The following is a 26447-nucleotide window of genomic DNA, read 5'->3' as shown; positions in this document are numbered from 1 at the left end:
CTTCTTGTTTGTAGTGAAAGGAGTGTGATGATCAGATATCGCTACATTAAAACGAAAAAATCGCTTTAGCAAAAAAATCTGCCATCTGGGGTGCTGCTAATTCACTGTAAGAAAAACCTCTACGGCGTTGATTGAGGTGATGCGCTTAACTCGGCTATAATATCATGAAAAAAAATTTCAAACTAACGATATTGCTTATTTTCACAAATTAATATATTTCTAAAAAACAATTAGTTAACAGCACTTTATCCCTTATGACGCACTGGTTATACTTTTCTATTTACTATTGGCGATTAATTGTTTTATTAAATCAAACACTTGAATAAATTTAGGGAAATTTGAGCCATTTTAAATCAAAAAAAACCCCTTTATCGTTTCCGAATAAAGAGGAGTTTAACGTAACAAAACTCAAAAGCAGTAAAGTAATATCAAACGCTCACCGCATCCTAGTAAAACTTATAAAACCACCAACTTGGTCAGCAAAATAACCGTCAATACCCAAACTGGGATCGTAATTTCAGAGAATTTACCGGTCATCAGTTTTACCGCGGTAAAAGTGATAAAACCAAGCGCAATACCATCAGCGATAGAGTACGTCAGCGGGGTCAATAACAGAACAACCGCTACAGGAGCCGCTTCTGTCAAATCTTCCCAGTTGATTTCTTTTAGGGTAAATAACATCAGTACCGACACATAGAAAATCGCGCCAGCTGTGGCGTAAGCAGGAATCATACCAGCCAATGGTGCAAAGAAAATACTCAGTACAAACAATACGCCAACCGTCACTGCCATCAGACCTGTACGACCACCTGATGCTACTCCAGAAGCACTCTCAATATAACTGGTAGTCGATGACGTACCCAACATTGCACCAGCGACCGTAGCAGTAGAATCCGCCAGTAGCGCTTTGTCCATATTAGGAATATTGCCGTCTTTATCAATTAAACCCGCTTTATTGGCAATACCAACCAAACTACCTGTCGTATCAAATAAATCAACGAATAAGAAGGCAAAGATAACGCTGATCATACCAACGTCAAACGCACCGGCAATATCAAGCTCCATCAATGTTGGTGTGATAGATGGCGGCGCAGACATGATGCCAGCAAACTGTGTATGGCCTGTCAACAAGCTAATCACGGTGATAACCAAGATACCAATCGTCACGGCACCTGGGACTTTTTTATAGACCAAACCAATAATAATAAAGAAACCCAAAGCAGCCATCATAGGTGCAAATGAGGTCATGTCACCTAGCATTACCAATGTCGCATCACGACCGACAATGATACCTGAGCTCTGTAGCGCAATAAATGCTAAGAAAGCACCAATACCTGCCACAATACCCTGCTTAAGGCTGTTTGGAATGGCATTGATAACCCATTCGCGAATCTTAAACAAACTCAAAATAATAAACAAGCAACCCGATAAGAAAACAGCACCTAGCGCAGTTTGCCAAGCGTAGCCCATACCCAATACAACGCCGTAAGTAAAAAAGGCGTTCAAACCCATACCTGGTGCGAGTGCCACCGGCAGTCTGGCATAGATACCCATAATAAAGCAGCCTATTGCCGCTGCTAAACAGGTAGCAACAAATACCGCCCCTTTATCCATACCAGCTTCCGCCAATACGTTGGGGTTGACAAAGATGATATAAGCCATGGTCAAAAAGGTGGTTATACCGGCAAGGATTTCCGTTTTGACTGTGGTGTTTTCACCATTAATCCCAAAATAGCGTTCAATTGCATTCATAAGTGTCGCGCCCAGCTTGCTAGTGAAAGAACAAATTTATTGATGCCTAAAATAAATATGACGTCAGCCAATGGATGGCGACGTCATTATCAAAAGACAGCGGTAACAAGGTGCAACATTTTAGAGAAGTTGCGGTACAAATTCAATCATTACCAGTGCCTTATGGGTACAAACCCATCTTTTCAGTCAATTGAGACATAACAGCCAGACAACATTTCAGACATCCGCATATAAATTAACCTTATACTATGAATTGTACAAACAGCTGTTAATTATTTGGTATTTAACACTTTAACAAATGACCTTTTCAACATTTAGCAGTACACTAGGCGGCTGATAGCAATATGCATCATGACTGTCATATTATATTTTCGTTATTAAAGATCCTATCTGGTCTGCGTGTCGCGCCATGCCAGCTATTATTAATTACCCATGAGTCCCATACATGCCTGAATCATTAAATATTATCGACCTTATTACCCAAGCCAGTCTCTTGGTGCAGATTGTGATGGCATTATTGTTATTGGCGTCTTTACTCAGCTGGGTAATTATCTTTCGTATGAGCGCGCGGCTTGGTACGGCCAAAAATTTCGATCAACAGTTTGAAACTTGGTTTTGGTCAGGTGAAGACTTAGCCAAGCTTTACCAAGGCGTACAAGGCTCGCCTGAACGTCAAGGACTTGAGCAAATATTTTATGTGGGATTTTCTGAATACTTAAGAATGCATAAAAAGCGCCAACCCAAAGATGACATTATCGATGGTGTTGAGCGCAAGCTACGAGTCGGTTTAGGGCGTCAGCAGCAACTATTAGAATCAGGACTGACCACGCTAGCGAGCATTGGCTCAGTCGCGCCTTATGTTGGATTGTTCGGTACGGTTTGGGGCATCATGAACGCCTTTTTAGGGTTGTCACAAACGGAGCAAGCGACCCTCGCCTCTGTCGCACCTGGTATTGCTGAAGCATTAATCGCAACCGCTATGGGCTTGTTTGCAGCGATTCCTGCCGTATTGGCATATAACCACTTTACCGCCAAATCAAGCCGCCTTTATGACTCACGTGCCTTATTTTGTGATGAAATGACGGGCATGCTCCAGCGCGAGACCAGTGCAGAAAGCACTGTTGGTAGAGACAGTATTGCTACGAGAGAAACGCAATCTACTGCCAATCAGGCACAAGGACTATGAAATCATGAAACAGAGTCCCTATCGCCGTGAAAAAAAAGCGCTCAATGCGGAGATGAATGTCGTTCCTTACATCGACGTGATGTTGGTGCTGCTCGTCATATTTATGGTCACAGCGCCCATGCTGATTACGGGCGTCGATGTTGACTTGCCAAAAGAGCAAACCAATACCATGAGCCAAAGCCAACTACCCGTCATTGTGTCCTTGACCGATAGTGGCGATATTTTTATCAGCTATGAGAATAATGTTGATCTGCCGATTAGTGAACCAGAGCTGATTGATACGCTCGCCAATCTGCAAAGCCAAAGCAGCAATGTAGGCGCTCAGCCCGTACAAGTGATGATTAATGCCGATCAAAACAATCAGTATGGCGCTATCATGACACTCATGGCCACCTTACAAAAAGCGGGCATTCAAAAGGTGGGATTATTAACAGGCGCACCCTTGCCCACACCATCATTGTAATAAATCCTATTCCTCGCTCAGCTTGCTATAATAAAGTAGATAATTTGATGAACCTCGTCCTTGAGTATCTTTACCATGCATAATGCTCCTGTCGTTTATGTACCGACCCAACCTGAAGGCAATGGGCTAACATTGCCTACGCTACTTAGCGTGCTGGCACATGGTCTCGTGATTGGGATACTCGTTTATACTTATCAACACACTAAAACCGACACTGTGGAAAGTATTGAGACGGTCATGGTTTCCCCTGAGCAATTGGCTGAAATGCAAGGTCAAATCCTTGCCAATCGTGCAGCGGCAGCTAGCGCGATGCAAGCTGAAACTAGCACAAGCAGTGCATCGAGCACCTCATCATCAGAAATTTTTAGCGATAGCGCCAGTCAGCCAAACTCGCAGCGTGTGCCTGTCTTTACGCGCTCTAACGATCCTGCTAGTCAACCCATGCTGATGAGTGAAGAGCAGCATCAACGTTTACTTGAGCAAAACCAAGACTACGAACGTCGAATGGCAGAGTGGGCAGCACAATTAGATGAGTCGGTGACAGAAGAGCATGGTCAGGTGGAGCAAAACAAAAAGGAAAAGCTAATAGAAGAACAAAAACAGCTGGGCGATTTCCGTCATAAACAAAATAACCCACCAAAGATTACACGCCCGACTGTGACTGATAAAAATTTAAAGATTAATACAGGTGATTCTGGTAGCGCAGGTCAGAGATATGATCTAGAAGCAGACGGCAACTCAACAACATCTAATGGTGGTAGTGGCAGTACCTCTCGTTCTACTGGTGAGTTCAAAAGTGCTATATTAAGTAAAATACAAAGCAAACTTGATACCCCAATCGAAACACAGGGTCTAACCACGTCATTGTCGCTCAAATTAGATACCAAAGGCAACGTGAAATCTGCAAAGGCTAGTGGTCCAAATGCTGTCGTCAACCAAGCAGTTGAACAAGCTGCACGCGCTGCTAGCCCATTGCCAATTGATTTAGACAATCCTGAAAGTTTTGCAAATTTGACAATCAACGTTACTATTAATTGATTTTGTATAGCCTCTAATTCTATATCGTTAATGATTTTCTACTATCTTAAGGTTCTGGTTTATGAGTTTAAGCAAGTGTCATATATTACGTAATACCTCAACTTTGCTGCTATTGCTGTCTTTTTTTCTATTATCTAGCTACTCTGTCGCTGGCACATTACCAGAAAGCCATAATGTCAAAAATGAGTTTATGGATCAAAAAGCCTTGTTTGCCGCTATTACTACTAGAAAAAATGATTTAAGTAATGAGAGTCATGTAACAACAGCTATATTAGAAAAAATTAAACGTAATATTACTCTACCCACTGCTACTCCAGAATCAACAACTACTTTATACTTTAAGTTGGATGAAAAAGGTAATGTGTTATATGTTAAAGCTCAAGGTGCAAATCCTGCTGTAAATCAGGCAGTGGAAAAAGCTGCTTTATCTGCTAGTCCATTACCCATTGGCTTAAATAAACCTGAAAGCTTTAGAGACTTGGTAATTAAAATTAACGTTCAATAAAAAACACCTAATGTTGTACAGTTAATCTCACTATAAATAATAATTAAGCCTGTATGATGAACCAATTATTTCTATTTTAGGATATTACTTCATGAAGCTATCTACACATTCTATCCTTCGTGCCACTTCAAGCCTGTTGTTAATCACTCCCTTGTTATCAGTGCCTGCTTATGCTGCTGAATCAATGGTGCTTGATATGACTGTTACCGCGCCAAGACAACAAAACCAAGTCGCCTTTGTGCCATTTGCTGGTGATTCTGTATTATCGCCGATTATCGTCAACGACTTAAGCAAAGAAGGTCTAAAAATTACTAGCCAAAACCTACCGCAGCAGCCACGCAGTAGTAGCGAGCTGGCGGGTACTTTGCCAGTATGGCAAAATTTAGGTATTCCGTACTTAGTAATCGGTAGCACGCGTACCAACCGAGGTAAAATTATCACAGATTATGAAGTGATTGATGTCAAATCGGGGCGAATTCTTGAGGGTAAGCAAACCTCGACAACAAATAAAGATCCTGACAGTATGCGTCGTGCTGGACACGTCATTGCCAATAAAATCTACGCATTGATTACTGGTACGCCAGGTGACTTTTCAGGACGTATTGCTTATATTGAAGAGACTGGTGCTGGTAAAGAAAAAGTCTCACGTTTAAAAGTGATGGATGCCGATGGCGAAAATGCCAAAACCATTACTGAAGTAACCGGTTCTATCTTTTCACCAACATGGTCGCCAGATGGCAATCGCATTGCTTATTCCGTACAACGCGATAAATCTTATCCCGTTATTTATGTACAAAGTGTGAGCGGTGGCGGTGCAACCCCGTTAACGCCCTTCCCTGGCAGCAATCTCAGTCCATCATTCTCTCCTGATAGCAGCAAGATATTATTCTCTAGCAGCTTTGAAGGTAGCGCAGGTATTTATGAGATGAGTGCCAGTGGTGGTCAACCTAGAAGGCTTATCAATTGGCCAAGCAGCGAAGTGCAACCAAGTTATGCGCCTGATGGCAAATCCTTTGTTTTTGTATCAGACAAAACTGGATTTAACAAACCACAGATTTATCGTTATGAGTTTGGTTCAGGACGTACGACTAAGGTATCAAGTAGCGGTTATGCCACTAGCCCGCAATTTAGTAACGATGGCTCACAAATTGCCTTTTTAAGTGGTCGCTCAGCGGCGATCATGAATAGTGGCGGCGCTGTTACTACTAACTTGGGCAATACCGGTATCGATGAAGCACCAAGCTTTTCACCCAGTGGCAGAAATGTAATTTATGCTTCAAAACAAGGCGGCAAAGGTAAATTAACAATTAAATCTTTGAGTAGTGGTCAATCGTTTGACATACCTGTACAAGGCATTGCTCGCTCACCAATTTGGTCATCTAGCCCTAAATAAACCATATTTATCATTATCTTTCTTAATTCATAAAGTCTTGCTCATAAAAAAGCGGCTAATAAATAATTAGGCGCTTTTTTATATTGCGAAGCACGGTTAAATCATTTTGTGACTAGCATGTATTGGACAATTATTGACTAAAGTAGTAAACACGATTAATCATCACTCGGATCACCCGCTGATGGATTGGGATGCCGCAGTTTTGCCACATCTTCAGCAGTCACGGTATCGGTAAAACCATTTAGGTCACTGACCACATATTGAGTAACCGCCGCCATCTGCGCATCGTTCATCATTCCATGGAATGAGGGCATGCCACGAAAGCCATTAATCAAGATATCGATGATGTAATATTTTGATTGCATCTTACTGTTATTCGCCAGTGGCGGATAATAGCCTGCACCGTAAGCACCCTCGCCTTTGTGCATATGGCAAGCCGCACAAGAGTCGTGATACAGCTTTTTGCCATCTGTCGTTACAAAGCCATTTGTGCCTTCAAACTTTGCGTCCCATTCAGTAATACTTGGGTCGTCTTCCATATTGGGCAATGAGCTGTCGTCGACAATATTGATAGCAGGTGCAGTAAGCTCTTCACGGCTCATATAAACGCCGCCCCATGCACCCGTATTTCGGCTTGCTTGATAGTCATTGGTTGTCAAGGAATCCTGATCTTGTACACTGGAAACCGTCACTTCATCATCTGACTGTTGACTACAGCCCAACAGTGCTGCACTGCTGATCCCACTCAGCAGCATCACCGTCAGCAGTTTGAGCATCATTTTTTTCATGACTTTTTTCTTCAAGATTGCTTTCTCCACGATTGCCTTCTTCACGATTGCATTGTCCATGATAGCCTCTGAATCTTATAGTTATTTATATAACCCAAGCGTTATTAAACCAGCATTTTTGCTTTTTTATGTAAGCGCTTTGCGGCATCCATACCAGATAAAATAGCGCCTTCTTGCCATGCTGGAATATGTGAGCAATGCTCGCCCGCCAGCACAATACGATTATCAATACTGCACAAGGTGTCGTAATGCTGACGACGGGTAGACTCATTCCAAATACCGTAACAGCCGAGCGTCCATGGGATGCGGTGCCAGACAACTGATGTCCCTGCGCGGAATTCTTTTGGATACTGAGGATGGATGTATTTACCATAAGCAAGCGCAACATTAATACGTTCTTGCGGCGTTAAGCTATTAAACTTATAAGACGTCGGACCATAACCATACGCACCAAGTAGCACGCCCGTACCATCTTTAAACATATTTTGTGAAGGATAAGCAATCTGAGCAATGGGCATGTCGGTATAAGTCAGACCACCAAATATCCATTCATCTTCTTCCCAAAAGCGGCGGTTGAACTCTAGACCAACTTTATAAGAGGTTTCATAAGGCACGGCGGCCATCGCCTGCTTCATTGGTTTTGAGACATTGATATCCATCTGCGTCAGTACAGTTAATGGAATATTGCACACGCACCAGTCTGCACGAATGGTCTTGGTGGCACCATCTGGGCTGTTGCTGTCTACATAATCGACAGTGACGCCACTGTCATCTTGATGAATTTTAGTGACCTTTGCATTAAACTCAATCATATCGCGGCATTCACGGGTGAACGCATCACCAATTTTCCCCATACCACCTACTGGCTGAAACATCGTCGGTTGATGACCATAAGTCATATGGTTGCCATAAATATCTGCCCACATACCTGAATCTAGTATCTCACTAATCGGCAAAGGTTTTGATGGCGTCGCATCAGGCATCAAGCCACCACCCGGAAACACACTAAAGCCGCGATGTTTACTGGTCTCATTACTGGCGCGGTAACGATACTCTTTATCTAGCACCCCCCAGCCTTTTAAACCTTCTAATAGCTTTTCTTTGTCCTCAGTATTGACCGAGCGATCAAGACCACCAACGTTAACTGATTTCGATAGCAGCTCGGCGACATGACCTTGGATATCGTTTTTCACATCACCCAAGCGCTGCGGCACACCGTCGAAATGAGTACTGCGATGCAAATAAGCACGATCATTGGTTTGAATAAAGGGCTGCATTTCAACGCCAAACTGTTTGCAATAATGGAAGACGGCATAATGATGGCTTGGCAGACGCCACGGTCCACCATTAAAGTAATTGCCCTCTTCAAAATCGCAGGTGACTTCTTCGCCGCCAAGCTCAGTATATTTATCACCGCTATTGAGCGTCCAGCTACGACCGCCGCCACGATTTTGATATTCGAGCACTTTGACATCGTAACCCGCTTTACGTAACTCATAAGCTGCAGTCAGCCCGCCAAGACCCGCACCAAGAATGACGATACTAGCGCCAGGAGGTGCACCTTTAAGATCCATGGTCTCTTTAAAACTCGACTCTGACGCAAATCCTAACGTCGTCATTGCCTGATACATCGCAGTCGCGCCCGCTGTTTTACCAATCATCGAGAGCAGTTGGCGCCGCGTTGGTGATTGAAGCATGTCTTTCATAATAGTGTCCTTAAAGTAGACGTTCCTGCAAGACGGTAGGCATATGTATTATTAATCAGCTCGGCTTAGTTCTACGTCTGTTTTTCGAGCTGTTGTGCCTTACCATGTTGCCTGTAGATCTTACCCTATAATAAATATGTAAATCGTCTTTATAGAATCAATGAATCAACGACGGCGCCTAGACCGCAAGATGGCTCGTATAATAAACACAATGATAATAATAGCCACGATGATACCGATTACTGCCAGTAAGCCCGCATATTTGATTAAGAAGAGCTTGTCAGTACCTGTCGTTGCGATACGATCAACATCATTAGCACTCACCTCACTACTGTTGAGACCACCAAAATTCACACGCACATAATTGGTAATACCAGCGATTTGCTCGCTATTTAGCTCATCTGAGAACCCTGGCATGATAGGTGACGTGTTAGTCGCGCCTTCTACCCCATGAAGGATCATATTGACCAGCGCATCAGGTTTCTCACGGCGAATACTGCTGAGTCCAACGATAGGAGCGTAACGCGCATCAGGCTGACCATAACCGTCAACGCCGTGACAGCTACCACAGGCTGCCAAATATAGCGATTCTGGTGAATTGCTGCCATTACTCACCTGCGCTTTGGCTTGGGCTAAATAATCTTTTTGCACCAGTAAATCATGAGTGATAGATTCGCTAATGGGTGTTGGCAAACGCGAGACATCAATGGCTGCGACCTTATCATCTGTTTGGATAGCAGGCACCGCTTTTAGATAAGAAGCAATGGCATTCAAATCTTCATTTTTTAAGTAGCGCGTACTATGTGCAACCGCCTCGCCCATAGGACCACCCGCATAGGCACGCTGGTCAAGCTCACCAGTACGCAGATAAGTGACGATATCTTGTTCACTCCAACTACCGATACCGCTCGACTCGTCAGGCGTGATATTTGGTGCATGCCAATGACCAAGCTGAGCACCTGATAGATACATTTTTTTATCGAAACCCATAGTGCTATTACGCGGGGTATGGCAAGTACCGCAGTGCTCTAAGTTATTGACAATATATTCACCACGTTGCTGCGTCTCGGTGAGACCATCACGGTTTTCAGTAGACGGGACATTGAGAAAATTCCAGCCAATCATTAAGCTGCGAATGTTAAAGGGAAATGGCAGGTCAGTTTTATATTTCGGTGCTTCATCGATAGCAGGTACGGTTTGCAGATAAGCAAACAACGCACTGATATCTTCTTCTTTCATGCCGCTATAAGAAGGATATGGCATGGCAGGGTAAAGCATATGGCTTGGCGTACGACCTTTTTGCAACGCGTTCTTTAGGTCCGTTTCGGTATAATCACCGATACCATAACGTTTAGACGGGGTGATATTGGTTGAATAGATATCTCCCATCGGCGTTTCGATCGCTGTACCGCCAGTATAATCTTCACCATGACATGCCATGCAATCGGCCGCACGGGCAATGTAAGCACCTCGATTGACAAGCTCGCTATTGGCTGGACTAATATTAGGTAAACTGGCATTAGGCAAGCTAGCATTGGCTAGGCTGGTATTGACGACGCTTGCGCCTTCAGCCATCGCAGCGCTGGAGGTCATACCGATGACGAGCATCGATAACATCACAGAAAGTGGCTTCATAATATCCTCATATAGCTGGCACCTAGGGTGTTGTAATTATTATTAGGATGAACGATTTAGATGAAACATTTAATATTGAGCAAGGCTTAATGAGTGATGACTTGTTATACTCAATTGATAGTCCATTAAATGAGGTAGCAAATCATCCAGTAAATGCTTAATAAAATAGCGTGGTAAAAGTAACTTCATAAGCATAGTTACTAAATGATGTCTACTCACTCTACTAATGTAAGACTATTTCGCTAATATTACTTAACGAGTAACGTATTGGTCTCAAATTTTTACAAAACGTAAAGAACCGCGTTATCATTATCAGTTTTTGATAACGTAATATATTTTTTTATATTATAATAATAGGATATTCAAATAATACCTTTAAAATCAGTAACTAAAGCTCTATTTTTTGGTCGGATATCTTCTATGAAAAACCTATCATTGTAGATAATTGTCACAAATTTGCTTCATTTTTTGTCATCATCGATTTTAGTTGTACATAATAGATACATAGACTTAAGTTAGCACTCGCTTTTTTTATCAGTCAGATTTTTATAATGCTACGAAACAAGCTATTGCACCGCACCATATTTTGTTTATGATAGGCGCTATTTCCACGTTGCCGATCGCCGCCTGAGACACCACTATGAAGTTACCGATTCTTGCTTATATACTGACATCAGCCCTGTTAATCACAGGCTGCCAATCATTTCAATTTGTTGACAGCCCTATCCCTGTGAATACCACCCCTATCAATAGCATCTTGGTCAAAAATACGCCTGCCACCACTGTGCAGGTTCAAAATAAGACCAGTACAAAAAATCAAAAATAGTGCTATCACACTCATAAAATAAGCAAAAAAAGGCAGATATCGGTTTGATATCTGCCTTTAATGTTTAATAAATTATAAATTACCTTGAATGACTCAATAGCCATTTATTTCAAGGGCGTGCCGCCGGCTGATGCTTGATAATTGTCTTAGCCAAATGATCGCCGAACCAAATAGCCGTATCAATATCTCCCCGTCCTGGCGTTTCCTCAGGGGGACCATCAAGCGACTGGGTCATCAAGCCCAAAAAGCTAGATAAACGGTTTAAATCATGAGCCTCATGACCTGTCGGCATCAGCGGTAATCCAATCCAGTTCATGCCATGCTGCATCGCATACAAAGAAATCTGCTGTAATACCGCTAGCTTATCACCGCTCAGCCCACCAGAGTTGGCAAAAGCGGCTGCCCACTTGCCTTCCCATTTACGATGATACCAGCGCTTTGAGGTTTCATCCATAAAAGTCTTAAATTCAGCAGTGACACTACCCATATATACGGCACTACCGAAAACCAGCAAATCCGCCTGATCCAAATAATCCCAGTCAACCTTGTGGACATCAACGGCTTTGGCCTGTGCTGCTGGCAATTGCTGATGCGCCCCTTTAACGATCGCTTCAGCGACGCGCTTAGTATGACCGTAGTTGCTATGATAAATAACAGCAATAGATACAGTCGGTATGCTATCAGTAATGGACGATTTGGCAGGTGTATTCATACAAACTCTAATAATGGCTATAAATGGTTAAATAAAAACAATATAAGTTCAACAGTTAATCGCACGCAACAGCAAATAGCGTAATCCTACGCAGCGCCACGTACAATGACCAGCGCCATTCGACCTGTAGCAGGCTGCTGCAAATGCGTTTGACGCCGATAAGAATAATAGTGGTCATCAGTATAACTACAGCTGCTAGATAAGGTGTCATCTACTATAACGCCCGCCGCACTAAGCTGATCCGCTGCCAACTTTGGTAAGTTTAGCTTGATTTTCATTGCGTCAACTGTGTCACAGCTTGACAGCTTATCAACCGTATCCTGTACATGTTGAGTCTCGCTACCGCCTTTAATAGTAGCCACAGAATCTATGACATATAACGAATCAAAATGTTCAATACTTGCTGTGTTCAATAACTTATTTTCTGTACAACCTTTTAGTAATTGGTTGCGAACTTGAGCGCCAACTTCATAACTGTCTTGACTGATACAAACACCAATCCAAGCTTGGATTTGTCCCGATTGCGTAAAGTATTGCACAGTCGCTTGAATAACCCCGCAAGCCAGACCTTGCCAACCCGCGTGAATCGCTGCCATTTGACCACTAGCTGGCTGATATAAGACTATCGGTACGCAGTCAGCCGTCATTATTGCCAGCCCAAGCCCTTGTTGCCGACTGACCATCGCGTCAGCAGACATTGGCGTCATACCTAGCGCTGTGCCATCAATATCATGAATCTGCTTACCGTGAACTTGGTTAACCCAGTGTAAGCGTTTGATGGGTACCTGTTGGCAGGCAGTCAACGATAAGGGTGCAAGCTGCTCATTGATGGCAGATAATAAACGCATGCGATTGCTCAGTACTTTTGCAGCATCGTCATTGACATGCAAACCTAAATTTAGCTCACCGTAATTCGCTTGACGTTGCTGTCGTACTAGCTGTTCTGTGGGCTGGTCTTGTGAGTCAACATCATCGCTTGAAAAGGCAGCTGTTTGAAAAACAGCCACATCATCAATCTGTGCAAGCAATGTCATAGGAAACTGATGAGTCATGGCTGATTTACCGTCTTAATGAGTCATTTTTATGTCACGGATCGCTATTTACTACTAGGCTCTGTTTTTTACAAGCGACTTTACACTCTCGCCTACAAGGAGCGGTCTATTCGTCATCATAGCCATCACTTAGCACAGCCATTAACTGCTGCATATCTTCAGGCAGTGGTGTAGTGACTTCAATATCTTCACCAGTCGTTGGATGCACGAAACCCAGTGTGTAGGCATGCAAGGCTTGACGTGGAAAATTATTAATCGCTTGACGTTGTGCTTCTGTCAGTCCTGCCCGCAATTGACGACGACCACCATAGACACGATCACCCACTATCGGATAAGTCACATGACTTAAATGCACGCGAATTTGGTGAGTGCGTCCCGTTTCAAGACCCACATCCAACAGGCAATAATTGCCATTAAGCGCGGTCACATTCAGTAAATGAGTCACAGCTTCACGTCCTGCCGTCATTACCGTCATTTTAGTACGCTGGTTGCGGTGACGACCGATTGGGGCGTCAATACGGCGATGGCGCGATAGACTCGCTGCATCCCCTGCTACCACACACTGATAATGACGATAGACCGACTTGTCCTTTAGTTGCTCCATCAGCGCAAGCTGTGCTGGCTTGGTTTTGCCAATCAACAATAGCCCTGAGGTGTCTTTATCGATACGGTGCACCAGACCTGCACGCGGCAGATGGTGCTGCTGCGGATAGTGATATAGTAGTGCATTGACCAAGGTGCCGGTTTGGTTGCCCGCACCAGGATGCACTACCATGCCAACAGGTTTATTGATGACCAATACGTCATCATCTTCATAGACCACATCGATGTCTATATTTTCTGGTTGATCTTCACTATGCTGCTCTAATGTGGTGGTTAACTGCAGCACATCACCCGCTCTGACACGAATTTTCGGTTTTTGCACGCCACCGTTATACAGCAGGCTGCCATCACTGATCCAACCTTGTAATTGAACACGTGAAAAATCGGTAAATATTTTTGAAGCCAATTTATCAATACGTAAACCAGCTTCGTCTTCTATAACCGTATGCGTCATATTAATAATTACTGGCACCACTTGACCGGCGGCTGACGCTTCATCATCGTCGCTATCAACAATGTCGTCAGCATCTTCATCGCTGCTATCTATCATATCGTCAAGCACATCACTATCTTTTAACATAGCTTCTTCTGACACAGCGTCTTCTAAAACATGATCGCTATGGCATTGCTCATCAAGCATCGACTGATTATCGTCAGGTAATTCACTATTATTTAAAACGTCATTTGGCATCGGTGACTCTTGTGCTGATGAATCAGTCTGTCGTGATTGATTCGGTGGTAAATGGGTAGTCATAGCATTATTATTCATAGCAGATTTATATATGGCAAAGCGCCTGACATGGTTTTGAAAGGTAGCTTTTGAGAAATTTCTAATAAAGTGTTAAGCGTAACGCTATAAAAAACGAAAGGCCATTCGCTATCAATCACTTATCATAAAAGCGATCGTCGTCGAAAAAAGCGGAGGCAATACCGTGCTAGTGTATCACGCCAAGCGCCTAAGCCCTATAGAAGCTGTGTGTTATCTGTCATTTTTTGATTATACCGCGGTGAGCGTCAGCGCCGTACTTAACTCTCTAAAATATGACATTGCTGTAATTTACTGTATATTTGTCAGTGTCAGCGACATTCGATATCGCTCGTGACAGCAGCTCATGTTAAAATGCCAAACTGACATGCGCTGGTGTACAGCTCATTGCGAGCAGCAGCATATCGCATCTGTGTTGCAGTAGACTAATAACTGTACAATACTGACTCAAATTCGATGAGCACGATTGGATTAAGTACAATATAGATGGCGAAAAAATAGACGAAGCAAACGTTATTCTATAAAGTATAGCCATATTTTGCTGTATGCTATGCCACTGTATGCTTATCGAATTTTTATTAAAAGCATTTGGTTTGATATAAACCCTATGCCATCAAGCGTTTTTTAATAACGATAACTGGTATGTCCGATGATTGACATAGTAGATGACAGACCACTATTGATGCCTACGCATCGTTTTTTATCATTAACCTAATATCTAGTATGATAGCGTCGCTGCTATTATACGTCTTGTGTCGGAGAAGAAGTATGCAAGCTGTTGGCAATACGTTTATCAAACTGTCCTCAATAACCCTACTTGCGCTAAGCGTAAACTTAGTGGGCTGTCAGACTTTCAAAAATCTGACTGGCGGTAAAGACGTCGATGCGGTAGAAACTGCCGAAAAATCAGAGCAGAACTATTATAACGACGCCATTACCCAGATTGATAAAGGCCGCTATACACAAGCCATCGAAGATTTGACCAATCTGCGCACTTTTTATCCTACTGGACAGTACGCTGAGCAAGCATTACTCGACATGATGTACGCACAATATGCCAGTGGTAAGTATGAAATGGCAGCTGCCAGCGCTGAGCAATTTATTAATCTGTATCCTTCTAATCCGCAAGTCAGCTACGCTTACTATGTGCGCGGCGTGGCCAATATGCAAGGCTCATCAGAAGGTCTAAAACTGTTTAAGCTCAATCAAGCTGAGCGTGATACCGCCTATTTACGTATTGCATTCGCTAACTTTCAAGAGCTTATTAATAAGTACCCTAACAGCCCTTACGCGCCAGATGCCGCTCAGCGCATGACTTTCATTTACAATCAGTTTGCTGAAAGTGAGATGAGTGCCGCCAACTGGTATATCGAGCGCGAAGCTTATGTCGCTGCTGTTAACCGTGCCAAATGGGTGTTTCAATACTATCCACTTAGTGAATCCATCCCAGACGCAATCGCGGTCTTAGCTTATAGCTATGACAAATTGGGTATGTCTGATTTGGCAGCAGAATACAAAACTCTATTGCAGATTAATTATCCCAACATGTTAAGTGCTAATGGACGCGTTAAACTCGACACCAAACGTGAGCGTTCTTTCATCAACAAATTGACTTTTGGACAGTTAAGTCGTTTTAACAAAGATACTTCATCAGTTGCGACAGGCGACTATAACGGCGCGACCAAAACTCAGGTTATTCGTAACGCCAGTCAATTGAGACTGCCAAGCGATAATGCAGCAGCCAGTGCAGCGCAAGGTACTTCACCTGTGCGCGCCAATACTGGCATTAACGTCGGCTTGGGTCTGCCTGAAGCTTCCGCTGAGCGCATTACTAGCCAATCGAGCACTGGCTCTACGGCAAGAGAAGCCAATGTCGATCCGCAAAACATCAATCCTGTACGCCGTACGACATTGCCTGTTCAAGGGATTGATATCATGCCAGCAGATGTCGATATGAATGATGAATAAATGCGCTGGATTTGAGGCAACGTCTTTTCTTTAATTAAGAGAACGTTTCTTCTTTTTAGCACATCAACGCACATCATGAAAAAAATAAGGTCAACGACAGAGTTGGCCTTATTTTTTCTGTTTCTGTTTCATTATCTATGCCCAATATTGTTTGTGCCCGATATTGCCTATGCTTAAGATAATACACCTATGGTAAACTGTTTTTTGCATGAGTATTCCAAATCACATTCTCGACCAATTAAATAGCCAAGCTGACTTAATCAGTATCATTGGGCGTCATACGACGCTTAAACGTGCTGGTAGTGAGTTTAAAGGCTGCTGTCCATTTCATGGCGAAAAGTCGCCCTCTTTTTATGTCAATCCACAAAAAAACATCTATCACTGCTTTGGCTGTAGCGTCGGCGGTAATGCCATCAGTTTTTTACGCGATTACGAAAATTTAACGTTCATTGAAGCGGTTAATGAGCTATCAAAGCAGACAGGCATCGAAGTCCCAAAAGAAGAGCAACAAAACGTCAGCTACCAGCGCCGTGTATCAAAACCGATTGCACCACCGCCAATACGTAATCCGACTATCGACGCTAAAAGTCCTGCTCAAACAATTAATGTACCTTCTATTAACGCTACTTCGGCTATTCAGCAACAAAACCAGTACGGCGATACCGATCAACCCGTTTATCACGACAGTAACAACGGCTACGATGGGTATCCGCCGCTAGATGCTTACGACTCAGCATCTTATCCAGAAGATTCTTATGGCGCAGACTACCAGGATGATCATAGCTATCCGCCAGAATGGTTGACAGGTGGCGATACTGACGCTGCGGCATTGTACGAGGATCATAGCGTTTCCGATAAAGACGGTAACCTGTATGAGCTGTTAGAGCAAATCCAGCAGTTTTATCAGCACAATCTCACCCTTCATCCGCATGCTAAGCACTATTTTTTATCGCGTGGCATCACCGAAGACATCTTTGAAACCTTTGGTTTAGGCTATGCGCCCTTTGGGTGGCAGCATCTTGAACATCAATTTCCACAGGACATTGAAGGCTTAAAAGCGCTTGGCTTGGTGCGCCAGTCAGAGTCAGGTCGCGATTATGATCTACTGCGCGATCGGGTCATTTTCCCGATTCGAGACAATCAAGGACGTACCATTGGTTTTGGTGGGCGCGCGCTCGATGATGAAGTAAAACCTAAATATATCAACTCCTCTGACTCACCCGTTTTTCATAAACAGCATGTGCTGTATGGCTATTACGAATCACGCCAACAACGTGCCGACAGCTGGCTGGTGGTCGAAGGCTATATGGATGTGATTGCCCTTTACCAAGCGGGCATTTATGGGGCAATCGCCTCGATGGGTACGGCGATCAATGAGAGTCAAATATCACGATTACTGACGCTGAACCCAACCCTAACCTTGAGCTTTGATGGTGATAGCGCGGGACAAAAAGCGGCTTGGCGTACCCTTGAAGTTGCCCTACCCGTACTGGCCGATGATAAAGAGTTGCGGTTTTTGACCCTACCAAATAATCATGATCCTGATACATTTATTAAGAGTCAGGGCGGCGATGCCATGCGTGAGCAAATCGCGAATGCCATGCCATTGTCACAGTATATTTTTGCGTATTTAAGCGAGCGTTACGATTTAACCTTGGCAGAAGGCAAAGCCAAGCTCATGTCACAAGTACGTGCCTTGACCACTGCATTACCTAAAGGTAGTAGCTTTCGCTATTTGCTGAACAATGATATCTATCAAAAGCTTGGCGGTAAACGCAGCCAAAATAAAGATGCAAGAGATGCGCTGGTAGATTTTGATGGAGAGATGACTACCAGTCAGCAGTTGCAGTTGTGTTTTTTATTCCAGCCACGCGCCTTGACTGAAGATCCTATTGAAGCTATTTGGCAGCAGACAGGGATCAACGGCTTACAGTTGCCAGCACACATCAAACAAAAAGCCTCGCCTGATGCTTTGCGCGCCATTGCTTGGGAAGATTTGCAAGATATCGCCTTGCTGGATATCGTTAGTACCATTAAGCGCTGTCTTAATTATTTACCAAAAGATGTTAACGCGGCAGCGCACTTTATCTTATCTAATCTAACGCCTACCACCCAAGAGACGCTTAGCCGTAGTTGGGGTAGTTTTTATAAAGCGCTTATTACACGAAATATCTTAAGCCTTGATGGTTTAATCGAAGAGTTAGTCAGTCAACTTCTAGAATTACATATGAAGAAGAAGACTCAAGATCTGATTAAAAATCCTGACCATATTAAGCTGGCGATTGTCCGTAAGCAGTCGCAATTATTAAATGATTGGTTACGCGCGCAGCAAGCTGAGCAGTCAGCGCAGATGGTTACCGTCAAATCTTAACGTTTGCCATTATTTTTGCTAAAAAATCTCTAACCCTTTAAAAGTATAGCGGCTGCCCCCACTACTAATGATTATGCCCAATAGCATGTATTGCCATTTAATCATTTGGCTGATATAAAATAATCAGTAAAAAACGGTCGGTAGATATCACTACCTCGTGCTTGATTACGCTGGTGTGTGTTAAACTGTGTCGCTAACTATTTATAGCCCAATTTAATAGATGGCGATACTCCGCCTCATTAAGCACAAATTTTAGATATTATTTTGAAGTATCCGTTTTTAGGTACCGTTATCTTTATATATTATTTTTTAGATAATGTTATCTTGAAGACTTTTTAGCGTTACTAATTTCTAGCAGTTTTTTAGCATTGTAATTGTAGTATTTTGAGCCTTTATTCATATCAACTCATTTTTGATATTATTGACAACCTCTACGCCATATATTGATGAATCGATTGATTATATCAACGCACTGAGCGAGCGATAGCGCGTCACAATATAAAAATGTCCGATGCAAGTAAGCGAGTATTTATGAACGATAAGTCAGTTTCTAAGTCCACATCTCAACTGGCCACCTTAATCCAAATGGGTAAAGAGCAAGGGTATCTTACCTATGCTGAGGTGAATGACCAACTGCCCGACTCTATTACCGAAAGCGATCAGATCGAAGATATTGTGCAAATGCTGACCGACGTTGGTATCAAAATCTTTGAATCTGCGCCTGATGCCGATGACATCTTGATGAACGACGATTCAAGTGATGATGACATGGCAGCGGATGAGGCAGCGGCGGTATTGGCCTCTGTTGAGACTGAGCCGGGTCGCACCACTGACCCTGTGCGTATGTATATGCGTGAAATGGGTACGGTTGATCTATTGACCCGTGAAGGTGAGATCGCCATTGCCAAGCGTATCGAAGAAGGCATTCGTGACGTACAGCATGCGATGTCTTACTGGCCGGGTACCGTACAGTTCGTCCTTGATGAGTATCAAAAAGTACAAGATGGCGAAAAAAAGCTTTCTGACGTCATTACTGGCTTTTTAGATCCTGAGACCGAAGCAGACAAAATCGCTGCCCAAGAAGCAAAAGAGGCAGCAAAAGAAGAACGTGAACGCATAAAAGAAGAGAAAGAAAATCCGCCTGTGATCAAAGCAAAAGCCAAAGCAGCGGCGCTTGATGATGAGGACGAGGATGAAGACGACGTTGAAGAGGAAGCTGAAGAAGAAACCAGCGGTATCGATCCTGAAGAAGTACGTCTGCGTCTAGAAGAAATCGAACACTTATTTATTAAAGCCAAGCAAGCCTTGCTAGATTATGGCCGTGGTAGCACAGAAGCAGATACTGCTTATGCCTTACTTGCCGAACGCTTTATGATGCTAAAGTTGAACAATCGCTTATCAGACCAAGTCATGGCTATCATGCATGATGTCTATGATGATGTGCGTAAGCAAGAACGTCAAATCATGCGTTTGGTCATTCGCCGTGGACGTATGCCACGTGAAGAGTTCCGTAAGACTTTCCCTAGCAACGAAACCAACGTTGATTGGTTGATTGAGCGCATCAAAGGTAAGCCTGCGTTTGCTGGTACGCTAGAAAAAGTCACTGATGATGTTATTTTATTGCAACGTCGCATTCGTGACTACGAGCAACAGCTCGACATGAAAATCCACGATATGAAAGATGTCGCGCGCCGTATGGCAGTCGGTGAAGCAAAAGCTCGCCGCGCCAAAAAAGAAATGGTCGAAGCTAACCTGCGTCTGGTTATTTCTATCGCGAAGAAATATACCAACCGCGGTCTACAATTCTTGGATTTAATCCAAGAAGGTAACATCGGTCTGATGAAAGCCGTCGATAAATTTGAATATCGTCGTGGTTATAAGTTCTCGACCTATGCGACATGGTGGATTCGTCAGGCAATTACCCGCTCTATCGCTGACCAAGCACGTACCATCCGTATCCCTGTGCATATGATTGAGACGATTAATAAAATAAACCGTGTCTCACGTCAATTGCTACAAGAAATGGGACGCGAGCCAACGCCTGAGGAGTTAGGTGAACGCTTAGAGATGGACGAAGTTAAAGTCCGTAAAGTACTGAAAATCGCCAAAGAACCTATCTCTATGGAGACACCAATCGGTGATGATGAAGACTCGCATCTAGGTGATTTCATCGAAGATGGTACGATCTCAAGCCCTGTTGATGATGCGACCGCAGCTGGTCTGCGTGAAGCGACTCGTGATGTATTGGGCAATCTGACTGAGCGTGAAGCACGCGTGCTAAAAATGCGCTTCGGTATCGACATGCCAACCGACCATACCTTGGAAGAAGTGGGTAAGCAGTTTGACGTAACACGTGAGCGTATTCGTCAGATTGAGGCAAAAGCACTGCGTAAATTGCGTCATCCGTCACGTTCTGAGCATCTGCGTTCGTTCTTAGAGAATGATTAATAATAAAGCAAACTAAGCACCAATAAAAAAGCCGAGTTTATCTCGGCTTTTTTGTGTCATCGATTTGATGGCTCGAGTGCTATAAACACATATCTGCATTAAGAAATACAAGAACAAACTTGCAATGGCACTATACAATATATATGATTCGTATACATTTCATATACTAGGTAAAACAATGGGTATTGTTAAAATTGATGATGCGCTACACGAAGAGCTTCGTAAAGCCAGTGCGGTAATGGTACGTTCGATTAACGCGCAGGCAGAGTATTGGATAAAAATAGGTATGTTGGCCGAGGCCAATCCTCACGCATCTTATACCGATATCATCAGCGAGCAGTTAAAACGAGCAGATGTTAATATAGGAAATCTTATCGATGGCTAAAATCACGCTAAAAACACCTGAAGAGTTGGCCATCATGCGTGAGTCTGGACGCTTATTGGCATCGGTTTTTGCTTACCTAGATACGCACATGGTAGCTGGTATCTCTACAATGACTGTCAATGATTTAGTCGAGCGCTATATTGTGGATATTTTGCAGTCACGACCTGCCAGCAAAGGTCAATACGGCTACCAATACGTGCTCAATACTTCTGTCAATCAAGTGGTTTGTCATGGTGTACCCTCAAGCAACCAAGTCCTAAAATCAGCCGACATCATCAATGTAGACATTACTTTAGAAAAAGGCGGTTTTATTGCCGATTCTAGCAAAATGTATATGATTGGCGATGTGATGCCCTTAACAAAACGCCTCGTCGATAACACTTATGAGGCCATGTGGGCAGGTATCCGTGTGGTCAAGCCGGGCGCAACGCTCGGTGATGTCGGGCATGCCATTCAAAGCCATGCCGAACATCACGGTTACTCTGTCGTTAGAGAATACTGCGGGCATGGTATCGGTCGCGAAATGCACGAGCAGCCTGAAGTTTTACATTATGGTCGCGCAGGTGCAGGCTTGGTTTTAGAACAAGGCATGACCTTTACTATTGAGCCAATGATTAATCAAGGCAAAGCCAAAGTAAAAATGAAAAAAGACGGCTGGACGGTGGTGACTGCAGACAAAAAGCTTTCTGCCCAATGGGAGCATACCATCGCGGTGACTGCCGATGGTTATGAGGTGCTGACGCTGCGTGAAGAAGAGACCCTTTAAAGCGTGCTTACAGTTTTCCTTGCTGCTGCGTAATACAAGAGTGATTCAAGTATTTAAGTATTTAAGTATTTAAGTATTTAAGTATTTAAGTATCATCTTATTATTGCCATATTGGTAACTACTGATATCATAGGTCGCGATGATTTGAGTATACGCTGATTGATACCCTTGCCATCGCTTTTTTATACATGCCATCGATAGGAAACTGACATGATTGTCCGGCAAACCCCAAACGCTCTCAAGATACTTTTTACCCTGCACGGCTCTGTCATTCCAAAAATTTATCCGCAAATTTTGCTGATCGCGCTTCTCAGCACACTTATAACAATTATTCAGCACTGGCTTCCTGACTCTTTTCCTTATTATGGTATGGCTCCTTTTACCTTGCTAGGAATCGCGTTGTCGCTATTTCTTGGATTTCGTAACAATGCCAGTTATCAACGCTGGTGGGAAGCTCGAGGGCTTTGGGGTCAGTTGGTATATGATGCGCGTAGCTTAACCCGTCAAGTGCTGTCTTTTATAGATGCTGATACCGAGAATGGGCACGAGACTGGGCGAGCGATGGTTTACCTGACCATTGCTTTTGCGCATGCTGTGCGCCATCGCCTGCGCGGATCGTCACCTTGGCATGATGTCGAGCCTTTTGTCGCATCAAAACACCATGATAGTATGCGCCAAGCGCGCAACCTACCTGATTACATCATGCGCCTCATGGGTAAGCAGCTCGGCGACATTCGGCGTCAAGGACTGGTATCAGAACAAGTCATACAGAATATGGACGAGCGCCTGACGTCTATGACCATTGTATTGGCAGCCTGCGAGCGCATTCATAATACACCGCTGCCGTTTGCTTATATGCTGCTGGTCCATCGCACGACCTATCTGTATTGCATCATGTTGCCTTTTGGCTTGGTGGCCTCGCTCGGTTGGGTGACCCCGCTGATTTGTGCCGTGATCGCTTATACCTTTTTTGGTTTGGATGCCCTCAGTGAAGAGCTAGAAGAGCCTTTCGGCTTAGCCGCCAACAAACTACCCCTGACTGCTTTGTCGCGTACTATCGAGATCAATCTGCGAGAAGCACTAGAAGAGGCAGATATTCCGCCTGACATCACTCCTATCAATGGCTATTTACCATAGCCTCTTAGCTGAACGCCTATAAAGCATAAAGTAATCAATGCTAAATGAGACAGTGTCCCATGAAAGCATTGCCTTAATTCATAAGATATTTTTTAATATCCTACCGTTGGGTAGCTAAATAATATAGGCAATAGTAGAACTTTTATGAACACAAAATGCATTTGAAAGTAGTAATTTCTCTCGCCATTCTTGTGGTACTTAACCAGCTGAATAAAAGGTAAAATCCTGTCTATTTACGCTTGCAAGACAACCTTTATTCATGGTTTTTTGCGCATCACTTGCTAATGATGGCTGAATTCGTCTACCATAGAGCCGATTGCTTAAGTACGAGCAGTTTAAACTTATGTAAACTTTATATTTATTTCTGAAAAATAAACCTTGTCGGGGTGCTTTGATTTTTGATGCTTTAACTACAATTCAAAATCATGGCTGAGAGTTACCCGCGAACCTGATGCAGTTAGCACTGACGTAGGAAACAAGCGTGACATTTTATAGCACACCTCTTAAGCATCTATTGCTAAGCAAGCCTTGCCAGTTTATTCACATAATCTGGTAAGGTTTTTTTGTGCCTGCTCACTGATCACCTCCTACTCTTTGCTTACTCGCATTTTATAACAGTAAGTGAATACTATGAACTACCAAACGTTACGCCACCATTGCCCAACATGGGATGACTACATTCAGCATGATTTTGTCAAACAGCTAACGGCAGGTACGCTCGCCCCCGACAGCTTTCGTCACTACCTTGTGCAAGACTATTTATATCTTATTCACTATACCCGTGTGATGGCGTTGAGCGTGTATAAGAGTGATACGCTGGCACAAATGCGAGTCGGTCAAGCAGGCATCAACGCCATGCTCGATATGGAAATTGGCATGTATCTCGATTTATGTCATGAGTGGGACATCCCACTTAAAGCAGTAGAAAGCGCCCCTGAGTCTACCGTGACCATTGCCTATAGCCGCTACCTATTGGACGCTGCAATGTCAGGCTCATTGGCTGAACTTTATGCGGCGATTGCTCCTTGTTTGATGGGTTATGGCGAAATTGGCAAACGCATTAAAGAACAAGGTTTTGTCGCGGACAATCCTTACCAGCCATGGATTGATGTCTTTGCCAGTGACGAATTTCAAGCGATTACCGCGCAGAATGAAGCGCAGATCAACACGCTACTAGCACAGGCTAACCCCGCTCAGGCAGACAAGTTCCAACAGTTATTTAATACTGCTTCACGTATGGAAGTGAATTTTTGGCAGCAAGCGCTTGATCTGTCCTAGCCCCTATGCAAAGTGCTAGCTTTATGGCAAATTTAACGTCACGTACTATTCAATATAGTTGATTCAATTTAAAACAGTGATAAGACAACCGAGTGCAGATGTATGAGTAATACTTTAAGCGAAGTTAACGCTGTCACTCTTTTATAGTGGATTAACGATACAACAAAAAATACTCAAGGAGAAACACCATGGCAGCATTCGATGAACACGCAAGCGCGTATGACAGCTGGTTTTTTGACAACCAAAACTTACTGACCAGTGAGCTAAAACTGGTCGCTCATTTCTTAGATAAGGACAGTGAGATATTGTCTATCGGCTGTGGTAGCGGGTTATTTGAATCACTATTGGCGCAGGATTATGATATCCATGTCAAGCACGGCATTGAGCCTTCTAAAGACATGGCCGCCATTGCCGAAAAACGCGGTCTGCAAGTGGATATTAGTCCTGCCGAGACCTGTGAGATTGTGCCTGATAAGTTTGACATTATTATGTTTAACGGTAGTGTCAGCTACATCAACGATTTGGATGCCTGTATTAAAAAAGCATTTGATGCCTTAAAAATGGGCGGCAAATTGATTGTTATCGATGTGCCAAAAGAAAGCGGTTTTGCCAGCTTATATAATTTGGCCAGCTCATTAAATACTTGGGAGCATCCGCTGCTTGCGCACATCTCCCCTGCTGACCCTTATCCTATTGAACTGGTCAAGTCAGCAAATTGGCGCACCTCTGATGAAAAAATCGCGCTGATGCAAGCCAATGGTTTTGTCGATTTTGAGTATGCACAAACCTTACTGACCCATCCTATGTATGCCAATGACAAGGTGCAAGAAGTTATCGAAGGCTATGACCGTGGGGATTATGTCGCTGTTTGTGCTTATAAAAAATGAGCTGATATGTGTATTAGCATTTGATTAGCATTTGATTATCATGGATGACTGAGCAAAATTTATAATAGATCACAGTGATCTATAGCATACTGTCATTGCCATTTTAGCACTTGAATTATAAGTTTAGTGCCACTATAAATGGTGAATAAAGCTCTTATGCTAATAGCTAACATTTAATAAAGCGAGGCGCACATCATGACTGACAATCCAAAAGACAGCACCAATCAAAACAACAACCAAGCACCAACAAATGAAAAATCAGTAAAAATGACCAACCTAACGCCCAATCAAGGTGTGATCACAGGCAAAAGGACGGATATTCAAAATCCTGAGCTTTGGGACTTTCCAATGAACTATCCACTTAGCATCATTGGTCATGAAGGCGAGCGTGAGAACTTACTCAATGAAGTGAAGCTTATCTTGGGCAGTCAGTTCCCTGATTTTGATTTGGCATCGATAGAAGTGAAACCGTCTAAAACGGGTCGCTTCCATTCAGCACGGGTCAATCTATATCTTACAGCAGCCGATCAGGTCAATGTGCTGTATGCCTCACTCGACGCTGCCAAAACAGTTCGTTTGGTCGTATAAACAGATAATTGTCGTTTAAAAAAAGCCAGCCGCTTTTCCGTCGAAATCGTCACTCATACGGGTGGCGATTTTTTGTGGTTTGCTGTACAATCTGCGCCCTCATTATTATTGTTCTATGTCCCCTTATTGGTGGGTCATTTACTCGCGAATAAAAAGCAAATGATCGTACGATTTTTACAAAAAACTTATTATTT

Annotated in this window: 22 protein-coding genes and 1 riboswitch; of the genes, 15 read left to right on the top strand and 7 right to left on the bottom strand. The window is 43.4% G+C overall.

What is annotated here, in order from left to right:
• Positions 1-456 precede the first annotated feature (456 nt).
• Positions 457-1752, bottom strand: coding sequence for an NCS2 family permease (locus tag I3252_RS02915; protein WP_055124161.1), 1296 nt, complete (start codon positions 1750-1752; stop codon positions 457-459).
• Positions 1753-2197: 445 nt separating this feature from the next.
• Between I3252_RS02915 and tolQ the strand changes: the two genes are divergently transcribed.
• The 5 genes from tolQ to I3252_RS02890 all read left to right on the top strand — a co-directional run bounded on the left by tolQ (position 2198) and on the right by I3252_RS02890 (position 6337).
• Positions 2198-2938 carry a protein TolQ gene (tolQ, locus tag I3252_RS02910; protein ID WP_201601586.1) on the top strand — a complete coding sequence of 247 codons (741 nt, stop codon included), beginning with the start codon at positions 2198-2200 and terminating at the stop codon, positions 2936-2938.
• Positions 2939-2942: 4 nt separating this feature from the next.
• Entirely contained in the window at positions 2943-3401 is a 459-nt protein-coding gene (tolR, locus tag I3252_RS02905) for a protein TolR (RefSeq protein WP_201501381.1), read from the top strand.
• 75 nt (positions 3402-3476) lie between these two features.
• A complete protein-coding gene (locus I3252_RS02900) occupies positions 3477-4439 on the top strand; it encodes a cell envelope integrity protein TolA (RefSeq protein ID WP_238034158.1) in 963 nt (320 codons plus the stop codon).
• Between the two features lie 61 nt (positions 4440-4500).
• Positions 4501-4944: a hypothetical protein gene (locus I3252_RS02895; RefSeq protein ID WP_238034157.1), complete on the top strand. Its 444-nt coding sequence runs from the start codon at positions 4501-4503 to the stop codon at positions 4942-4944.
• A 91-nt stretch (positions 4945-5035) separates the two neighbouring features.
• Positions 5036-6337 (top strand): translocation protein TolB, encoded by a 1302-nt coding sequence (locus I3252_RS02890; RefSeq protein WP_238034156.1) that lies wholly within the window; start codon positions 5036-5038, stop codon positions 6335-6337.
• 155 nt (positions 6338-6492) lie between these two features.
• Here the strand turns inward: I3252_RS02890 and I3252_RS02885 are convergent, their stop codons facing one another.
• The 3 genes from I3252_RS02885 to I3252_RS02875 form a co-directional block, all read right to left on the bottom strand.
• Positions 6493-7125 carry a cytochrome c gene (locus tag I3252_RS02885; protein WP_238034232.1) on the bottom strand — a complete coding sequence of 211 codons (633 nt, stop codon included), beginning with the start codon at positions 7123-7125 and terminating at the stop codon, positions 6493-6495.
• A gap of 104 nt (positions 7126-7229) precedes the next feature.
• Positions 7230-8831: a flavin monoamine oxidase family protein gene (locus I3252_RS02880; RefSeq protein WP_238034155.1), complete on the bottom strand. Its 1602-nt coding sequence runs from the start codon at positions 8829-8831 to the stop codon at positions 7230-7232.
• Between the two features lie 165 nt (positions 8832-8996).
• Entirely contained in the window at positions 8997-10466 is a 1470-nt protein-coding gene (locus tag I3252_RS02875; protein ID WP_238034154.1) for a cytochrome c, read from the bottom strand.
• A 640-nt stretch (positions 10467-11106) separates the two neighbouring features.
• Between I3252_RS02875 and I3252_RS02870 the strand changes: the two genes are divergently transcribed.
• Entirely contained in the window at positions 11107-11292 is a 186-nt protein-coding gene (locus I3252_RS02870) for a hypothetical protein (RefSeq protein ID WP_193011000.1), read from the top strand.
• A 109-nt stretch (positions 11293-11401) separates the two neighbouring features.
• On the opposite strand, the gene I3252_RS02865 is transcribed toward I3252_RS02870, so the two are convergent.
• The 3 genes from I3252_RS02865 to I3252_RS02855 form a co-directional block, all read right to left on the bottom strand.
• Positions 11402-12004 carry a flavodoxin family protein gene (locus I3252_RS02865; protein WP_060490918.1) on the bottom strand — a complete coding sequence of 201 codons (603 nt, stop codon included), beginning with the start codon at positions 12002-12004 and terminating at the stop codon, positions 11402-11404.
• An 86-nt stretch (positions 12005-12090) separates the two neighbouring features.
• Entirely contained in the window at positions 12091-13056 is a 966-nt protein-coding gene (locus I3252_RS02860) for a polyphenol oxidase family protein (RefSeq protein ID WP_238034153.1), read from the bottom strand.
• 106 nt (positions 13057-13162) lie between these two features.
• A complete protein-coding gene (locus tag I3252_RS02855; RefSeq protein ID WP_087815550.1) occupies positions 13163-14413 on the bottom strand; it encodes an RluA family pseudouridine synthase in 1251 nt (416 codons plus the stop codon).
• 780 nt (positions 14414-15193) lie between these two features.
• Between I3252_RS02855 and I3252_RS02850 the strand changes: the two genes are divergently transcribed.
• The 9 genes from I3252_RS02850 to I3252_RS02810 all read left to right on the top strand — a co-directional run bounded on the left by I3252_RS02850 (position 15194) and on the right by I3252_RS02810 (position 26253).
• Positions 15194-16393, top strand: coding sequence for an outer membrane protein assembly factor BamD (locus tag I3252_RS02850; RefSeq protein ID WP_238034152.1), 1200 nt, complete (start codon positions 15194-15196; stop codon positions 16391-16393).
• Positions 16394-16601: 208 nt separating this feature from the next.
• Positions 16602-18764 carry a CHC2 zinc finger domain-containing protein gene (locus I3252_RS02845; protein ID WP_238034151.1) on the top strand — a complete coding sequence of 721 codons (2163 nt, stop codon included), beginning with the start codon at positions 16602-16604 and terminating at the stop codon, positions 18762-18764.
• A gap of 531 nt (positions 18765-19295) precedes the next feature.
• Positions 19296-21212, top strand: a complete 1917-nt coding sequence (gene rpoD / locus I3252_RS02840) for an RNA polymerase sigma factor RpoD (protein ID WP_045452235.1) — start codon at positions 19296-19298, stop codon at positions 21210-21212.
• Between the two features lie 178 nt (positions 21213-21390).
• The gene (locus I3252_RS02835) at positions 21391-21597 is read left to right on the top strand and encodes a ParD-like family protein (protein WP_045446174.1); all 207 of its coding nucleotides are present in this window, start codon (positions 21391-21393) and stop codon (positions 21595-21597) included.
• On the top strand, positions 21590-22363 hold the full coding sequence (map, locus tag I3252_RS02830; RefSeq protein WP_238034150.1) for a type I methionyl aminopeptidase: 774 nt from the start codon (positions 21590-21592) through the stop codon (positions 22361-22363). Before I3252_RS02835 ends, map begins: the two co-directional genes overlap by 8 nt.
• A 210-nt stretch (positions 22364-22573) precedes the next feature.
• Positions 22574-23500 (top strand): bestrophin family ion channel, encoded by a 927-nt coding sequence (locus tag I3252_RS02825; protein WP_238034149.1) that lies wholly within the window; start codon positions 22574-22576, stop codon positions 23498-23500.
• Between the two features lie 372 nt (positions 23501-23872).
• Positions 23873-23992: riboswitch (TPP riboswitch) on the top strand.
• Positions 23993-24130: 138 nt separating this feature from the next.
• A complete protein-coding gene (gene tenA / locus I3252_RS02820; protein ID WP_238034148.1) occupies positions 24131-24778 on the top strand; it encodes a thiaminase II in 648 nt (215 codons plus the stop codon).
• Positions 24779-24966: 188 nt separating this feature from the next.
• On the top strand, positions 24967-25665 hold the full coding sequence (locus I3252_RS02815) for a class I SAM-dependent methyltransferase (RefSeq protein WP_238034147.1): 699 nt from the start codon (positions 24967-24969) through the stop codon (positions 25663-25665).
• 267 nt (positions 25666-25932) lie between these two features.
• Positions 25933-26253 carry a DUF493 domain-containing protein gene (locus tag I3252_RS02810; protein WP_045446256.1) on the top strand — a complete coding sequence of 107 codons (321 nt, stop codon included), beginning with the start codon at positions 25933-25935 and terminating at the stop codon, positions 26251-26253.
• The last annotated feature ends 194 nt before the right edge of the window (positions 26254-26447 follow it).

Source organism: Psychrobacter sp. Ps4, assembly GCF_022129285.1.
Lineage (GTDB): Bacteria > Pseudomonadota > Gammaproteobacteria > Pseudomonadales > Moraxellaceae > Psychrobacter > Psychrobacter immobilis_A.
The sequence above is the reverse complement of the archived record's forward strand: the minus strand, read 5'-3'. Positions and strand labels throughout refer to the sequence as shown.

Bases quoted from the DNA above. Each gene is read 5' to 3' on its own strand.
- I3252_RS02915 (WP_055124161.1), bottom strand. From the start codon at position 1,752: ATGAATGCAATTGAACGCTATTTTGGGATTAATGGTGAAAACACCACA.
- tolQ (WP_201601586.1), top strand. From the start codon at position 2,198: ATGCCTGAATCATTAAATATTATCGACCTTATTACCCAAGCCAGTCTC.
- tolR (WP_201501381.1), top strand. From the start codon at position 2,943: ATGAAACAGAGTCCCTATCGCCGTGAAAAAAAAGCGCTCAATGCGGAG.
- I3252_RS02900 (WP_238034158.1), top strand. From the start codon at position 3,477: ATGCATAATGCTCCTGTCGTTTATGTACCGACCCAACCTGAAGGCAAT.
- I3252_RS02895 (WP_238034157.1), top strand. From the start codon at position 4,501: ATGAGTTTAAGCAAGTGTCATATATTACGTAATACCTCAACTTTGCTG.
- I3252_RS02890 (WP_238034156.1), top strand. From the start codon at position 5,036: ATGAAGCTATCTACACATTCTATCCTTCGTGCCACTTCAAGCCTGTTG.
- I3252_RS02885 (WP_238034232.1), bottom strand. From the start codon at position 7,125: ATGAAAAAAATGATGCTCAAACTGCTGACGGTGATGCTGCTGAGTGGG.
- I3252_RS02880 (WP_238034155.1), bottom strand. From the start codon at position 8,831: ATGAAAGACATGCTTCAATCACCAACGCGGCGCCAACTGCTCTCGATG.
- I3252_RS02875 (WP_238034154.1), bottom strand. From the start codon at position 10,466: ATGAAGCCACTTTCTGTGATGTTATCGATGCTCGTCATCGGTATGACC.
- I3252_RS02870 (WP_193011000.1), top strand. From the start codon at position 11,107: ATGAAGTTACCGATTCTTGCTTATATACTGACATCAGCCCTGTTAATC.
- I3252_RS02865 (WP_060490918.1), bottom strand. From the start codon at position 12,004: ATGAATACACCTGCCAAATCGTCCATTACTGATAGCATACCGACTGTA.
- I3252_RS02860 (WP_238034153.1), bottom strand. From the start codon at position 13,056: ATGACTCATCAGTTTCCTATGACATTGCTTGCACAGATTGATGATGTG.
- I3252_RS02855 (WP_087815550.1), bottom strand. From the start codon at position 14,413: ATGACTACCCATTTACCACCGAATCAATCACGACAGACTGATTCATCA.
- I3252_RS02850 (WP_238034152.1), top strand. From the start codon at position 15,194: ATGCAAGCTGTTGGCAATACGTTTATCAAACTGTCCTCAATAACCCTA.
- I3252_RS02845 (WP_238034151.1), top strand. From the start codon at position 16,602: ATGAGTATTCCAAATCACATTCTCGACCAATTAAATAGCCAAGCTGAC.
- rpoD (WP_045452235.1), top strand. From the start codon at position 19,296: ATGAACGATAAGTCAGTTTCTAAGTCCACATCTCAACTGGCCACCTTA.
- I3252_RS02835 (WP_045446174.1), top strand. From the start codon at position 21,391: ATGGGTATTGTTAAAATTGATGATGCGCTACACGAAGAGCTTCGTAAA.
- map (WP_238034150.1), top strand. From the start codon at position 21,590: ATGGCTAAAATCACGCTAAAAACACCTGAAGAGTTGGCCATCATGCGT.
- I3252_RS02825 (WP_238034149.1), top strand. From the start codon at position 22,574: ATGATTGTCCGGCAAACCCCAAACGCTCTCAAGATACTTTTTACCCTG.
- tenA (WP_238034148.1), top strand. From the start codon at position 24,131: ATGAACTACCAAACGTTACGCCACCATTGCCCAACATGGGATGACTAC.
- I3252_RS02815 (WP_238034147.1), top strand. From the start codon at position 24,967: ATGGCAGCATTCGATGAACACGCAAGCGCGTATGACAGCTGGTTTTTT.
- I3252_RS02810 (WP_045446256.1), top strand. From the start codon at position 25,933: ATGACCAACCTAACGCCCAATCAAGGTGTGATCACAGGCAAAAGGACG.